Genomic DNA, 13,501 nt, shown 5'->3' with positions numbered 1-13,501 from the left:
GGAGATCATACGCAGACCGCAAAGCGGAACGGGGAAGAGGAAATGAGCTTCGAAATCCAGCAACTCCTCGATCGCGAGGCGATCCGCGATTGCATAGCGCGGCTGGCGCGCGGTGAGGACAGGCGCAGCACCGATCTGATCCGCGCCTGCTGGTGGCCGGAAGCACGGTTCGACTATGGCGTTCATTCGGGCGACTTCGCGGCCTACCTCGCCTGGGTGGTGCCCGGCGCCGATGCCATCAAGGACACGCAGCATCTCCTAGGTCAGTCGACGATCCTGCTGGACGACGCGTCGGCCCGCGTCGAAACCCACGTGTTCTCCTACCACCGCATCGACATGGGCGCTGGGGACCGCGACACCTGCATCGGCGGGCGCTACCTCGATCGCTTCGAGCGTCGCGGCGATGAATGGCGCATCGCGGACAGGGTGATGCTCTACGACTGGGAGCAGGACTGGGGCGCGGCGGCCGATTGGTCGAAGGGCGTCATGGGCTATGCCTTCTCGTCCGAGCATTTCTCCGGGAGAGCGAAGGGCGATTTCAGCGAAGCCTGGTTCGCTGGAGACGGCGCATGACCGCGCCGCTGGCGGGCAAGGTCGCGCTCGTGACCGGGGCAAGCCGGGGTATCGGAAAGGGCATCGCGCTGGTGCTGGCGGAGCAGGGCGCCACGGTCTACGTGACCGGCCGCACCGTGCACGAAGGCGATTACTACCTGCCCGGCACCGTGGGTGGCACGGCTGCCGAGTGCGACGCACGCGGACGGGATAGCGGCGGCCGGGGCATCGCGGTCGCGTGCGACCATGGCGACGATGCGGCCGTTGCAGCGCTGTTCGCGCGGATCGCGGAGGAAGCGGGACGGCTCGACATCCTGGTCAACAATGCCTTCACGCTGTCGGACGATCTCCTCGAACCCAAGGGATTCTGGGAAAAGCCGCTGTCGAACCTGGAGATGTGGGATGTCGGCGTCAGGTCCAACTATGTGGCCGCGTGGCATGCTGCCGCGATCATGGTGCCGCAGGGGTCGGGCTTGATCGTCGCGATCTCCGGCTTTGCGGCGGTGACCTATACCTACAGCGTGGTGTTCGGCACATCCAAGTCGGCGGTTGACCGCATGGCGCGCGACATGGCGATCGAACTGGAACCTCACGGCGTCGCCTCGCTGACTCTGTGGCAGGGGCTGACCTTGACGGAGAAAGCCAGGGACAACCTCGCCAAGATGGGCGACAGGATGACGGCGTCGATCACGCAGATGCACGGCAGCAGCGTGGAACATCCGGGGCGGGTGATCGCCGCGCTTGCCGCCGATCCGCAGGTCATGAAGCGATCCGGCGGCGAGTTCGTCACCGCCGAGCTCGCGCAGGAATACGGGCTGACCGATGTGGATGGGCAAGTGATCCAGTCCGCCCGCGCCACGCGCGGCTCACCTATCTGGAAACCGATTTCGGAGGTCGATTATCGTGGCAAGTGAAGGTTCGGAAGATCGCGAGAACCGGCTCGATGCCCTGCTCGACAAGCAGGATATCCACGAAGTGCTTGCGCGCTTCTCGCGCGGGATGGATCGCTTCGACCGGGAAACCTATCTTTCCGCCTTCTGGGACGATGCCGAGATGGCCGCGGGCCCCTTCGTCGGCAGTGCGGCGGATTGCTGGGACTGGGCCGTGCCGATGCACGAGGCCGGGCAGATCCTCACGCACCATGCCCTGCTCCAGACCACCATCGATCTCGATGGGGACACTGCTCACACGGAAACCTACTACCAGTTCATCGGGCGCAACCGCGACGAGAGCCTCTGGATGGCAGGCGGCCGATATATCGATCGGCTGGAACGGCGCGAAGGACGCTGGCGGATCGCGCTGCGCACCAATGTGATCGAATGGGCGTGCATGCCGCCGCCGCTGCCCGTGCCTTTTGCCGAAGTGCCGGATATCGCGGCCAATGGCGTGTCCAGCCGTAGCCTTGACGATCCCGCCTATCGCCGCCCGCTCGTCAATCGGCGGGCACCGCACAATCCCGGCAAGGCCTGAGCCTATGGTGTCGCCGTCGCAGGGCCTTGCCGGGAAGGTCGCCGTCGTCACCGGCGCCACGCGCGGTATCGGCAAGGGTGTCGCTTGCGCGCTGGCGGAACGGGGCGCTACAGTCTACGTGACGGGCAGGACCGTCGCCGCCGGGCAGCACAGCCTGCCCGGCACATTGGCGCAAACCGTTGCCGAAGTGGAGGCGCGGGGAGGGCGCGGGGTAGCCGTGCCGCTCGACCTGACCGACGATGCGCAGATCGCGGCCTTGTTCGAACGTGTCCGGCGGGACGAAGGGCGGCTCGATCTCCTGGTCAACAATGCCATGGCCATTCCCGAGGCCATGACCCGGCGCGACGGGTTCTGGAACAAGCCGCTGGACCAATGGCAGATCTGGGATACCGGATTGCGCGCTGCCTTTATCGCAGCCTGGCATGCCGCGCGGATCATGGTGCCGCAAGGTTCCGGACTGATCGCGGCACTTTCAGGCTATGTGGGCGTGACGTACACTTACGACGTCGTGTTCGGGACGACGAAGACCGCGACCGACCGGATGATGCGCGACATGGGGCATGAACTGCGCGGTACCGGCGTTTCCGCGCTGTCGCTATGGCAGGGTTTCACCTATACCGAACGGGCGACGGAGAACCTCAAGTCGGTTCCGGGCATGGCGGGTCAACTGGCCAGCGCTGCCGGATCTTCACCCGAGTTTCCGGGTCGGGTCATCGCCGCTCTGGCCATGGATCCGCACGTTGCCGCTCGTTCCGGCGGGACTTTCATCAATGCCGAACTGGCTGCGGAATACGGGCTGACCGATAAGGACGGCCGCACGATTCCGTCCTTGCGTGAAAGCCGAGGCGCTCCGCTCTGGTCGGCGGGTGCGACGACATGGAACGAGCCCTGACCCCACCCGGTCACCGCCATCGCGCCTGCGTTTTGCGGCGGTTCGCTGTCATTTCCGGTCGGTAGCGGTTCAAACGCGGCGAAGGCCGTGAGAAGGTAGCTTCCGTTCGGAGTTACCGCCTCATGACCAGTCCTGTTCGCGACCCGCATGCCCAGGGCACCGATACCCGGAACAAGGCCCGGCCCGGATCCGAAATGATGCAGGCACGGATATTGCGGCGCTTCCCGCAACTGGTTCGCGATCTCGGCGGGGAACCGGCGGACATCCTTGCGGCCCATGGCCTCGATTGCGAGAGTTGCGACAGGGAAGGGGCCGTGACGTGCAGCCAGTGGATCGGTGTGCTGGAACAGGCGGCCGCAGAGTTGGGCGTGACGGATTTCGGGATGCGACTGGCGGAGAGGCAGGCCGGGATCGATCTGTTCGGGCCGCTCGGCAGGGTCATGCGGAGCAGCCGCACCTTCGGCGAGTCCCTGGATCATGCCGTCACGCATACCGCCGCCCATAGTCTGGCGGTGCGCCTCTGGGCGGGTCGGAGCGCATCCGGTCAATCCGTCTTCATCGGTCATGAAGTGCTGGCGGAAGGCTTGTCGAGTCGGGGCCAGTCGATAGAACATGCGTTGCTGGCGGGGCACCTCGTGGCGAAGGCGCTGACGGGCGGACGGGTAGGCGCACAGCGTGTCCATTTCCGGCACGAGGCGATATCCGACAAGGCCGTCTATCGGCGGCATTTCCGCTGCGAGGTGCGGTTCTGCTGCAATGAGGACGGACTTGCCTTCGCCGCGTCCGATCTGGCCGTGCCGCTTGTCGATCCCGATGCTGCCACCGATGCCGGCCTCAATCCGGATAGCCTGGACGACATGATCGCCTTCGTCGAGACCGAATACGGCAGGAAGCGACCGACTTTCCAGACGCAGGTTCGCGGGGTGATGATGCCTCTGTTGTGGACGGGGAAAAGTGCGGTCCAGGACGTGGCCAGGATTCTGGAGCTTCATCCGCGGTCCTTGCACCGACGCTTGCGCGAGGAGCGAAGCAGTTTCCAGGCGATCAAGGACGAGGTCCGCCGCGATCTCCTGCTCTACTACCTGAGGTGCACCGACATGCCTTTCGCGCATATTGTCGAGAAACTGGGCTTTTCTGAACAGTCCGCCATGTCGCGCTTCGTGCGATCGCAGTTCGACACGTCCCCGCGCGAACTGCGCCGCAGTTACGCGGGAGCGCAATAGCCCAGGAGCATCGAGCCTCTATCGCCCTTGCAGCACGCTGCTCTTGAGGGTGAGTTGCAGGGTTACAGAGCGCGGCGGGCTGGCATTGCCCAAAACGTCGCCCTGGACGGTGTTGCCGGTGCCGGTGCCGCTGGCGGTTGCGCCCACCACCGATCCGGCCACGACATAGAGCTTGTTGGTGAGGTTGCGGCCGATCAGGGCAAGCTCCCAAGGCTTGTCCTCGCCCCCGTTCAGCGTGACGGTGCCGTTGAAGAGCCAGTAGGCACCTTGCCGGTTCAGCGGGTTGGCTTCGGTCTGGGTAATGTAGCTGCTGGAATAGCTGGTATCCACGGAGGCGGTGGCGCCCAGCCGATCGGAGAAGCGGTGGTCGTAGGCCGCGCCCGCCGTCAGCGAAAATTCGGGCGCGCGGAATAGTCGTTGGCCGGTCTGGTCCTGATCCTGGTAGGGATTGGCGGCGGTGCCGTATGTGGAGGCGGGAAGCGCCGGGTTGCGGGGATTGAGGTTGCATCCGGCCGCAACCGATTGCCCGGCATAGCACCCGCCGATGAAGTCGGTATAGCGCGAGTGGTTGTAGGCCGCCGCCGCATTCAGCGACAGGCCGGGCAGGGCGTCCGGCTGCACGGTGACGCTGGCTTCCACGCCCTTGATGCGCGCGCCTCCTGCGTTCTGCGTCAGCTGGGTGAAAGAGGCATTGTCGTAGCGGGAAAGCTGGAGCCCGGAATACTTGTAGATGTAGCCCACCAGGTCGAACAGGATCTGCCGCCCGGCGAGGTAGCCCTTGATCCCGGCCTCGCCGCCTTTCGCGGTCATCTGGCCGTAGGACAGGTCCACACGCGGCAAGGCCTGGTTCGCTTGCGAGCGCAGGGCCGTGGGCACCGTGTTGAAGCCGCCAGAGGTAAAGCCCTCGCGATAGGCGGCATAGAGCGTGAGGTCGCTGCTGGGCCGCCAGGTAAGGGTGACTTCGGGCGAGAAGTCTTCGTAAGTGCGCCGGGGATTGAGCACGTCGATCGGGCTCGCGAACGAGGTGCCGGTCAGCGATTTGTCCTCCCAGGAATAGCGCCCGCCTGCCGCGAGTTCGAGCGCATCCGTCAGGCGATAGCGCCCTTGGCCGAACAGCGAATAGGCGCTGGTGTGGACGTCGTAATAGGTCGAGCCGACCAGGAACGGCCTCGTCGTGCCGCCGAAGTCCACGCCGAAGGCCTGCCGGATCTTGAAGTGCGCATCCTGGAAGAATCCGCCGAACAGGAGATTGAACGGACCGTCGAAATCGGTTGCCACCCGCACTTCCTGGCTCACGCCGTCCGCCACGATATCGTTCGATGCGCCGAAGTAGGGGACGTTGGAAAACGTGAAGGGATCGACCGACTTTTCGCCCAGCCGGTAATAGCCGGTGACGGAGGAAACCGTCAGTTCGTCCGTCAGATCCTGGTCCACGGAAAGTGAGGCGACGAACTGGGTGGATTCCACGAAGGGCACGCCGTCGCGCAGGGTTGGGTCCAGTGCCGTCATGCGTGGAGACAGGATCACGCTGTAGAAATCCCGGTTCAGCTTGCAGTCGATCGCCCCCGAGAGCCGGCTGACTCCGCCCGGACAGAACACGATCTGCGAGCCGCCGGTAGGCCCCACCCCGTCGCGCGTGCGGCGCGCGTAGGCGACCTTGGCCTTGGCCCGCGTCGCTCCGCCAGGTGAATCGAACGTGAGCGTGCCGCGCACGAACACGTCTTCCGCATTGTAGCTGTCCGCCGCCGGGCCCGCCGTCACGCCCGGGATCGGCACGGCGACGTTGCGGAACCAGCCGTCCTCCTTGGAATAGTAGCCGACTACGCGCGCGCCCACGGTTTCGGTCAGCGGCGCGGATACCGATCCCTCGATGAAGCGCTGGTCGGCGGCAAATTCGTAGCCGGTGCGCAGCTTCGCCTCGAACGCCTTGCCAGGATCCTGGGACACCAGAGACACGATGCCGCCGGGGCTGTTCTTGCCGTAGAACAGCGCCTGCGGGCCCTTGAGCACCTCGACGCGGGCAAGATCGATCTGGCCCAGCCGGATGGCGTTGCCGTAACTGATCGGAATCCCGTCGATGTTCAGGGTGACGGCCGTCTCCGTAGAGGGGTTGGAAATGCCCGCGCCGATGCCGCGCAAGTTGATCGAGCCGCCCACCTGGTTCTGCGATTCCGCGACGACCAGTTGCGGCACCTGCTGGCTGATCGAGGTCAGCGTCACCGTCGCGTAGCGCTGAAGCTGCTCCTGCGACAGGGCGGATACGGCCACCGGCACGTCGAGCAGTCGCTCGCTGCGCTTGCGGGCGGTAACGATGATCTCGCCCGATCCCGCGCTGCCGGCATCGGCCTGCGTTTCTCTGTCAGACTGGGCGAAGGCGGGGCCGGTGCCGCTCATGTGGCCGAATGCCGCCAACGCAATTCCCGCCGCCAGACGCTGCTTGTTCATCCTGTCCTCCGCCCCGGCCCATGCGTGAGCCCTGTTGTCTTGCGTAAGCCGCGAACCGGTTCGCCGGTTCTGGGAGAGGGTTCGGCGTCGGGGATTCCTTGTCAACGCGGAGGGGGGAGACATCGGCAGGGCGGCACGGAGTTCCGCCAGGATCAAGCGGCTGTGCGCAGCGGTTAAAGCATGGCCCGCTTGAAAATGGACGATGAACCCACCGCAGCACGGGCGTGAACCCGCATGATCCGTTCCGCATCTTCGGGTTGGCCGGATCGGATCGCAGCCACGACTGCGCGATGCTGTTCATGCGCTGCCAGCAGGTGGCGGTACTCGCCCGCCGCGTCCTGCCAATCGAGCGCCAGGGCTGCCGCCGAGGCGAAGGGCAGATGATTGTTTCGCGCCAGGGCCACTTCGATAGCCGGATTGCCGCTCCCGCGGATCAGCAGTTCGTGGAACTGCAAGTTGTAGTCGTGAAAGGCCTCCAGGTCGTCGTTGACCAGATGGCCTTTCGCGAAGATCGCATCGCCGCGTTCCAGACAGTGCGCGAAGGCGATGTCGTCGGCAGCGGAGAGAGCCCGCGCGGCCAAGGTGCGCGCAGCCAGCCCTTCCAGCACGCCGCGAACGTCGATCGCGCCGTCGATCTGGGTGGATGAGGGCGCCCGCGCCGCATATCCCCTGGCACCCAGCCGCACCACGAGGCCTTCGTGTTCGAGCACGCGAAGCGCCGTGCGCACCGGCATGCGCGATACGCCCAGAGCCTCGGCCGTGGCGATCTCGGCGATCCTTTCGCCGTCTCCCAACTCGCCCGATGCGATCATCCGGCGCAGGGAGACGAGGACATGCTGGCCCGGTTTCATCTTGCTTGCCCGACCGCTATTCCGCCGCCTCCATCACGGTTTCGGTTTCGGCGGCGATAGCACGATCGATCATCATCCGCGAGCGGACGCCGCCGGCATCGATGTTCAGCTTCAGCAGGCGGCGTTCGGGATGGCGCAGGAGATTTTCCTGCTGCCGTTCCAGCATTTCGAGGTCTTCCGAGAAGATCCGGTGCTGCCCTTCGCGAATGCTGTCCGTAACCCCCGCGTCGTCCACCGCGAAGCGCCGCGCCATGCCCCAGAAGTAATGGTGCGAGGTTTCCGTCTCGGGCGTGATGAAATCGACGACGATGCTGGATGCCTTGACCGCATCCGCCGCATCGTAGCCGCCCTGGCCTTCCAGAGCGACGCCAACCTCGATCATGACATGGCTGGGCAGAGAGAAGCGGCAGATCTGCCAGCGGTCGACCGTCGCGTCTTCCGGAAGATCTGCGCTGCGCAGGGCCATTTGCCAGAAGGGCGGGGCGGATACTTTCTCCATGAAGCGGCTGGTGACCACCTCGTGATCGTCCGCGTGGGTCTTCACCGGCGCTTCGTCGATCTCCTTCTGGCCGATGCTGCTGGCATGGACATACGTCTCGTGCGTCAGGTCCATGAGGTTGTCGATCATCAGGCGATAGTCGCAGGCGATGTGGAACCGCCCGCCGCCATAGGCCCATTCGTCGCTCTCCGCCCATTCCAGGTGGTGGAGCGCATCGGGCGTGGCGCGTTCCGCGTCGCCCGGCCAGACCCAGACGAAGCCATAACGCTCGATCACCGGGAAGGCGCGCGACGGCGGAAAGCCCTTCACGCGCTGGCCGGGCATGTCCTCGGCGCGGCCGGAACAGCCCATCGCCAGTCCGTGATAGCCGCAGACCAGCTTGCCTTCGCGTACGAAGCCCAGCGAGAGCGGCGCACCGCGATGGGGGCAGAAATCCTCCAGGGCGGCAGGCTTGCCGTCAGGGCCGCGAAAGAAGACCATCGCCTCACCGCAGATCTTGCGGCCGAGCGGCTTGTCGTCGATCTCTTCCGGCATGCAGGCGACGTACCATGCGTCGCGCGGCCAGGGCGCAAGTGTTGCGGGGCGTGTCATGTCGCATCCTTTCCGTCACGGCGCGTCAGCGCTCAATTATTGGATCCAATAATCATGAATTGGATCCAATTTGTCAAGCGCAGGCGTAGACGGAAGCTTCAGTTCGGCTCGATCCGGACCCAGGGGCCGCATTTTTCGCGCGAGAGAGCGGGCAGGCCGGCGACCACGCCGATGCGGTCAATATAGTCGCTGATGTGGGCAGCTTGCGCCGGTTCCGGCACGATCGGGCGGCCGGGCGGGGCGAACCAGATGGGCAGGAAACCGCTCTCCACGCTTCCATCGGCGTGAATGCGGTATCGCCCGATCAGCCCGTTCACCGCTTCCGGATGGAACGGCGCGAGAGGGTAGGCCGGGTCGGGTTCGAAGCCGAACATTTTCTTGCGCCGCTTAGCCCATTCGGCGCGCGCGGGGTGGTCCTGCGCGGGCGTCAGGGCATGGGTTACTACGCAGCCGTTGCCGAGGCCGTGAAAGATCGGGCGCCCCTTATGAAACTCGATTCCGCGCGCGATATGGGCGTGATGGCCGATCACGACATCCGCGCCGGCCTCGATAGCGGCATGGGCAAGGGGGCGTTCGTAAGGCGCCAGTTCGGCCGGGCGGTGCGTGATGCCCTTGTGAAGCGCGACCACCAGCACATCGGCGCCGTGTTTGGCTGCCGCGATGTCCGCCTGCATCACGGCCACCGAGGCGGGATCGGCCGCGACCAGTTCGGCCTGGGGGCGTGAAGGTCCGCCATCGGCCGCTGCCACCTGGACATAGGCGCTGCCCGCGCGACTGTCGGTGGCCCAGCTGATTTCCGGGCCCACGCAATTGTAGCTGAGCAGCGCGATGCGTTTGCCTTCCCGCGCGACCACGGCGGGCCTGCGCGCGAGCGCAAGGTTGGCGTCGGCCCCGGCATGGGCAATGCCAAGCCGGTCGAGTTCGGCGTTGGTGTCGGCGATGCCGATCGCGCCGCAATCCGCGATATGGTTTCCGGCCATCGACACCATGTCGATGTTGGCGCGCGCGAGGGCGGCAACGTGCGCGGGCTCGGCGCCGGGGGCGGGCACGTCGCCTTCCAGTTCCTCGCCGCGCAGGGTGTGGGGCACTTCGAGGTGACCGATGACGAGATCAGCGGCGCGGGTCACCTCGGCAATGCCGGAGAGCCAGTGATCGGGATCGGGCACGTCGAGGATGATGTCGCCCAGGAACAGGATGTCGATCGGGTCGCTCATGCCAGGGCGCCTTCGTTGCGCAACTCCGCGATCTGCCGGGAGTCATAGCCGAGTTCGGACAGGATCGCCTCGCCGTCGATGCCCAGCACCGGAACGCGGTGGCGTTCGGCGGTGTCGACCGGGAAACCGGGGCCCATCGTCGCGAGAGGGCGGTCGTGGCCGGGAAGGTCCACCGTCTGGATTGAGCCGCGTTGGATCATGTGCGGGTGCTCGACGATCTGGCCTACGTCCCGGATCATTGCGGCGGGTACTTTCGCGGCGGTCAGGCGCGCTTCCAGGTCTTCCGCGCGCCAGCGGGAAAGCGCCTTCTCCAGCCAGTGCCGCACGAAGTCGTAGTTTGCCACCCGCGCGGCATGGTCGGCCATGCGCGGGTCGGCCAGCATGGCCTCCTCGCCCAGCACCCGCAGCAGAGCCTCCACTTGCGCTTGGTTGTTGGCGCCCAGCGCGATCCAGCCTTCGCCGGTCGGGTAGAATTCGGACGTCGGCACCATGCGGAAGCCCTTGTTGCCGGTGCCGCCCGGCGTGCGGCCGGTATAGCTGTGGACCGAGACGGTCTGGTTGGCTAGTTTCAGCGCGGCGTCGAGCATGGCGACGTCGACGTGCTCGCCCTCGCCGGATGCATCGCGGCGGCGCAGCGCGGCCAGGGCGGCGATCACCGCGATATAGCCGGTGAAGCTGTCGATGATCGGAAGGCCGATCTTGCGCGGCTCCCCTTCCACCGCGCCCAACGCAGCGATACCGGAGATGGCCTGGGCGATATGGTCGTAGGCGCCCCATTGCGCGAGCGGACCGCTCTGGCCGAAGCCGGTGATCGAGATGACGATGAGGCGGGGATTGCGACGGCGCAGGTCCTCGATGGGGAAACCCAGCCGGGCGAGTACGCCGGGGCGGTAGTTTTCCACCAGGAAATCGGCCTGCTCGATCAGCTTCCACAAGGCATTGCGCGCACCTTCGGTCTTGAGGTCCAGCGCGATCGAGCGCTTACCCGCGTTGATCGAGGCGAAGGGCACGCTCAGCAGGGGTTCCCCGGCGTGTTCGGTGTAGTGGCGGAAGCCGTCGCCCACATGAGGCGGCTCCACCTTCACCACCTCCGCGCCCATCTGGACGAGGGCATTGGTGCAAGTGGGACCGGAAATCGCATGGGTAAGATCGACGACCCGAATCCCGTCGAGCGCGTTCATCGATGGGCTCCCTGTTCACTGGAGAATACCCCGGCGGCTTCCAGCGCGGCGACGTCGAAACCGAGTTCAGTCAGGATCGCCGCATTGTCGGCGCCGGGTAGAGGGGCGGGGCGCGGCGGGACTGGTGGGTTATCGGAAAGGCGGAAGGGCGTACCGATCTGCTCCACCGTACCCGCACTCGTCGGCAGGCGCACATGCATGTCGCGCGCTTGGGCATGGGGGTGGCGCAGCGCCTCGCCGGGGGTGAGGACGGGCATCGCCTGGGTATCGGCGGCTTCGAACAGGCCGAGCCAATAGGCGCGCGGCTGGGTGGCGAACAGGGTGGCCAGGTCGTCGCGCATGGCGGGATGCGCGGCGGTGTCGAACTGGCGCGCGGCATAATCCGGCCGTCCCATGGCCTCGCAGAAGCGGGCCCAGTAACGTGGTTCCATGTCGGTGGTGCAAAGCCATTCGCCATCCGCGCAGCGCCAGACTCCGCCCTTGGGATGCCAGGCGCCGTCCGGAAAGCCGATTCCGGAGGGGTCTTCGGCCCGGCCCAGCGCGACCATCAACAGCGGCATGGCGGCATCGGTCATGGCGACGTCCACGTGCTGGCCCTTGCCGCTCGCGTGGCGCGCCTGGAGAGCGGCGAGCACGGCGATGGAGGCATGGGCACCGGCGAGCACGTCCGCCACTTGCGCGCCCGGCAGGGTCGGCTCGGGCGTGCCGTTGAGGCGGGACAGGGCGCCGGCCACGGCCAGGGCGGCGGGATCGTGTCCGGCCCGCGAAGCCAGCGGCCCGGTCTGTCCCGCGAAGGAGACCGAGCAATAGATCAGGCGCGGGTTGATCGCCGCCAGGGCTTCGTAGCCCAGGCCCATAGCCGCCATCACACCGGGGCGGTAGTCTTCCAGCAGCACGTCCGCGCGCGCCACCAGCGCGTGCAGAACCGGAGCGGCCTGGGGGTGGCCGGGATTGAGCAGCAGCGAGCGCTTGTTGCGGGTATGAGTCGGCCGCGCGCGGCGCAGCACTTCGGCGTTCTCGTCCGCGGCGGAGCCGAACATGGCTTTGGCCTTGGCCAGTTCGCGGGGATGCTCGATGCGGATCACGTCGGCACCCATGTCGCCCGCTAGCCAGCCGAAATAGGCCCCCGGCAGGAAGCGCGAGAAGTCGAGCACGGTAAGACCGTCGAGGGCCGTCATGTCGCGCACTCGCGCCGGGCCTGTGCCATTGGTGCGCAAGGCCCTTCGATGAAGGCGGCGATGCGCGCTTCCAGTTCCGCGCCATCGGCACGATCGAGGGCGTAGTTGTCCACGCCCAGTTCCAGCACCGGAATGCCGGCGGCGGCGAGCGCGCGCAGCACGAAGGGGTCGGCATCGCTCAGCGCCACGGCACCGTCCACACCGTGGGTCTGCGCCTCGTGGACGTGCCAGGGCGCGGCCCAACTGGGCATACGCAATTCGTCGCCCATCGTCAGGAATCGGGCGGCGAGCGCGCGCAAGGGCTCGCGTCCCTCCTTGCTCTCGGCGTCGAACTTCCGAATGTAGCCATCCGCCGCCAGCGCCAGATACATCGACCAGACGAACACGGCCCCGTGGCTGTCCTCCCACTTCTGGTAGAAGGCGGTGTTGCTCCAGAGCCCGCGCCCCACCCACATGAGGCGGACCTTTTCGTTCTGGACCGCACCCAGCCCGGCCTCGGCGCGCGCCAAAACTTCTTCATAAAGCGATCTTGCGGCATCGCGCGCCCATTCGGTGCCGCGATGCCATTGGGGGACCATCGTCGCCGGCATCGAGTCCACCAGCCCGATCGGCGCCGGAACGGTGCGGGCGATCAGGTCGCGGGTCTTGCGATAATAGTCTTCCTGCTCGTTGACGAGGTTCATGACCTCGATGAAGCGGCCCTCATCGAACGTGCGGCCGGTCGCCGCCTCGATCGCGGCGATGACTTCGCGCAGCTCGGTGACGAGAAGGTCCAGCCGTTCCGGTTCCAACACCTGGTCCCAGCGCTCGGGAAGCGCATCCCACCAGCGGGTCTCGATCTCCCAGCGCGGGTCCACGGTGCGTTCGTAGAGATAGGGCGCGGCGCGGCTTTCGTGGGCCCAGGCCTCGAAGATGCCCGGCGTGGCGTCGCTCGACGCGATGGCGTGCACGAAATCCGGGCGCGGCAATCCGCCCCATGGGGCCTGCTCGGGATCGTTGTCGAGCGCGGCGGCAAGGCCCTGCGCGCTATAGGCTTCGGCATCGACCGGATAGTGCCGCTCACGCAGTAGTCCGCGATAGCGCCCGCTCTGCTGCTTGGCGGCGACGATCGAGGCCCACCACTGGTTGACCACGAAAGGCACGTCGAGGGCGCGCAGGATCTCCTGCGGGGCATTGGCATTGACCATCGCGAAGGGCGCTCCGTCGCTGACCTGCCGCTGCACGGAAGCGAACCATTCGCGCTGGTAGTCGCCGGATGAGGCCGATGCCTGCAAGACCTTGCGGCTGCGGGCGCGGGGTGCGCCGTCCGCCTTGCCCGCGTCCGGGACGGAACGCGGCGGGCGTGACGCATCTTCGCCGCGCAGCGCGCGCGTCAGGGGCCGGGTGTCGTGCAGGGGGCTTTTGA

At 66.5% G+C, this 13,501-nt stretch carries 12 protein-coding genes; 5 read left to right on the top strand and 7 right to left on the bottom strand.

Annotated elements, in window-relative coordinates; all coding sequences use genetic code 11:
* The first annotated feature begins 42 nt into the window (after window positions 1-42).
* The 5 genes from RT424_RS17575 (at window position 43) to RT424_RS17555 (ending at window position 4,137) form a co-directional block, all read left to right on the top strand.
* A complete protein-coding gene (locus RT424_RS17575) occupies window positions 43-573 on the top strand; it encodes a nuclear transport factor 2 family protein (protein WP_313440867.1) in 531 nt (176 codons plus the stop codon).
* The gene (locus tag RT424_RS17570; RefSeq protein WP_313440865.1) at window positions 570-1,466 is read left to right on the top strand and encodes an SDR family NAD(P)-dependent oxidoreductase; all 897 of its coding nucleotides are present in this window, start codon (window positions 570-572) and stop codon (window positions 1,464-1,466) included. The genes RT424_RS17575 and RT424_RS17570 overlap by 4 nt, the downstream gene beginning before the upstream one ends.
* Complete coding sequence (locus RT424_RS17565; protein ID WP_313440863.1) at window positions 1,456-2,022, top strand: nuclear transport factor 2 family protein; 567 nt, start codon at window positions 1,456-1,458, stop codon at window positions 2,020-2,022. Before RT424_RS17570 ends, RT424_RS17565 begins: the two co-directional genes overlap by 11 nt.
* A 4-nt stretch (window positions 2,023-2,026) precedes the next feature.
* Window positions 2,027-2,914, top strand: a complete 888-nt coding sequence (locus RT424_RS17560) for an SDR family NAD(P)-dependent oxidoreductase (RefSeq protein WP_313440861.1) — start codon at window positions 2,027-2,029, stop codon at window positions 2,912-2,914.
* 122 nt (window positions 2,915-3,036) lie between these two features.
* Window positions 3,037-4,137, top strand: coding sequence for an AraC family transcriptional regulator ligand-binding domain-containing protein (locus RT424_RS17555; protein ID WP_313440859.1), 1,101 nt, complete (start codon window positions 3,037-3,039; stop codon window positions 4,135-4,137).
* A gap of 18 nt (window positions 4,138-4,155) precedes the next feature.
* Here RT424_RS17555 and RT424_RS17550 read toward each other — a convergent pair whose 3' ends face one another.
* The 7 genes from RT424_RS17550 to RT424_RS17520 all read right to left on the bottom strand — a co-directional run.
* On the bottom strand, window positions 4,156-6,582 hold the full coding sequence (locus tag RT424_RS17550) for a TonB-dependent receptor domain-containing protein (RefSeq protein WP_313440858.1): 2,427 nt from the start codon (window positions 6,580-6,582) through the stop codon (window positions 4,156-4,158).
* 173 nt (window positions 6,583-6,755) lie between these two features.
* Window positions 6,756-7,433: a GntR family transcriptional regulator gene (locus tag RT424_RS17545; protein ID WP_313440856.1), complete on the bottom strand. Its 678-nt coding sequence runs from the start codon at window positions 7,431-7,433 to the stop codon at window positions 6,756-6,758.
* Between the two features lie 16 nt (window positions 7,434-7,449).
* Entirely contained in the window at window positions 7,450-8,523 is a 1,074-nt protein-coding gene (locus RT424_RS17540) for an aromatic ring-hydroxylating dioxygenase subunit alpha (RefSeq protein ID WP_313440854.1), read from the bottom strand.
* A gap of 98 nt (window positions 8,524-8,621) precedes the next feature.
* Window positions 8,622-9,737, bottom strand: a complete 1,116-nt coding sequence (locus RT424_RS17535; RefSeq protein ID WP_313440852.1) for a CapA family protein — start codon at window positions 9,735-9,737, stop codon at window positions 8,622-8,624.
* Window positions 9,734-10,918 carry a CoA transferase gene (locus tag RT424_RS17530; RefSeq protein ID WP_313440850.1) on the bottom strand — a complete coding sequence of 395 codons (1,185 nt, stop codon included), beginning with the start codon at window positions 10,916-10,918 and terminating at the stop codon, window positions 9,734-9,736. The genes RT424_RS17535 and RT424_RS17530 overlap by 4 nt, the downstream gene beginning before the upstream one ends.
* Window positions 10,915-12,096: a CaiB/BaiF CoA-transferase family protein gene (locus RT424_RS17525; protein WP_313440848.1), complete on the bottom strand. Its 1,182-nt coding sequence runs from the start codon at window positions 12,094-12,096 to the stop codon at window positions 10,915-10,917. The genes RT424_RS17530 and RT424_RS17525 overlap by 4 nt, the downstream gene beginning before the upstream one ends.
* The coding region (locus tag RT424_RS17520) for a 2-hydroxyacyl-CoA dehydratase family protein (protein WP_313440846.1) at window positions 12,093-13,501 on the bottom strand (1,409 nt) is incomplete at its 5' end. The genes RT424_RS17520 and RT424_RS17525, both read right to left, overlap by 4 nt.

This window comes from Novosphingobium sp. (assembly GCF_032093395.1).
In the GTDB taxonomy this organism is placed as follows: domain Bacteria; phylum Pseudomonadota; class Alphaproteobacteria; order Sphingomonadales; family Sphingomonadaceae; genus Novosphingobium.
Note: the sequence above shows the minus strand (reverse complement) of the source record. Positions and strands in the feature narration are given on the sequence as shown.

Bases quoted from the DNA above. Each gene is read 5' to 3' on its own strand.
- RT424_RS17575 (WP_313440867.1), top strand. From the start codon at position 43: ATGAGCTTCGAAATCCAGCAACTCCTCGATCGCGAGGCGATCCGCGAT.
- RT424_RS17570 (WP_313440865.1), top strand. From the start codon at position 570: ATGACCGCGCCGCTGGCGGGCAAGGTCGCGCTCGTGACCGGGGCAAGC.
- RT424_RS17560 (WP_313440861.1), top strand. From the start codon at position 2,027: ATGGTGTCGCCGTCGCAGGGCCTTGCCGGGAAGGTCGCCGTCGTCACC.
- RT424_RS17555 (WP_313440859.1), top strand. From the start codon at position 3,037: ATGACCAGTCCTGTTCGCGACCCGCATGCCCAGGGCACCGATACCCGG.
- RT424_RS17550 (WP_313440858.1), bottom strand. From the start codon at position 6,582: ATGAACAAGCAGCGTCTGGCGGCGGGAATTGCGTTGGCGGCATTCGGC.
- RT424_RS17545 (WP_313440856.1), bottom strand. From the start codon at position 7,433: ATGAAACCGGGCCAGCATGTCCTCGTCTCCCTGCGCCGGATGATCGCA.
- RT424_RS17540 (WP_313440854.1), bottom strand. From the start codon at position 8,523: ATGACACGCCCCGCAACACTTGCGCCCTGGCCGCGCGACGCATGGTAC.
- RT424_RS17535 (WP_313440852.1), bottom strand. From the start codon at position 9,737: ATGAGCGACCCGATCGACATCCTGTTCCTGGGCGACATCATCCTCGAC.
- RT424_RS17530 (WP_313440850.1), bottom strand. From the start codon at position 10,918: ATGAACGCGCTCGACGGGATTCGGGTCGTCGATCTTACCCATGCGATT.
- RT424_RS17525 (WP_313440848.1), bottom strand. From the start codon at position 12,096: ATGACGGCCCTCGACGGTCTTACCGTGCTCGACTTCTCGCGCTTCCTG.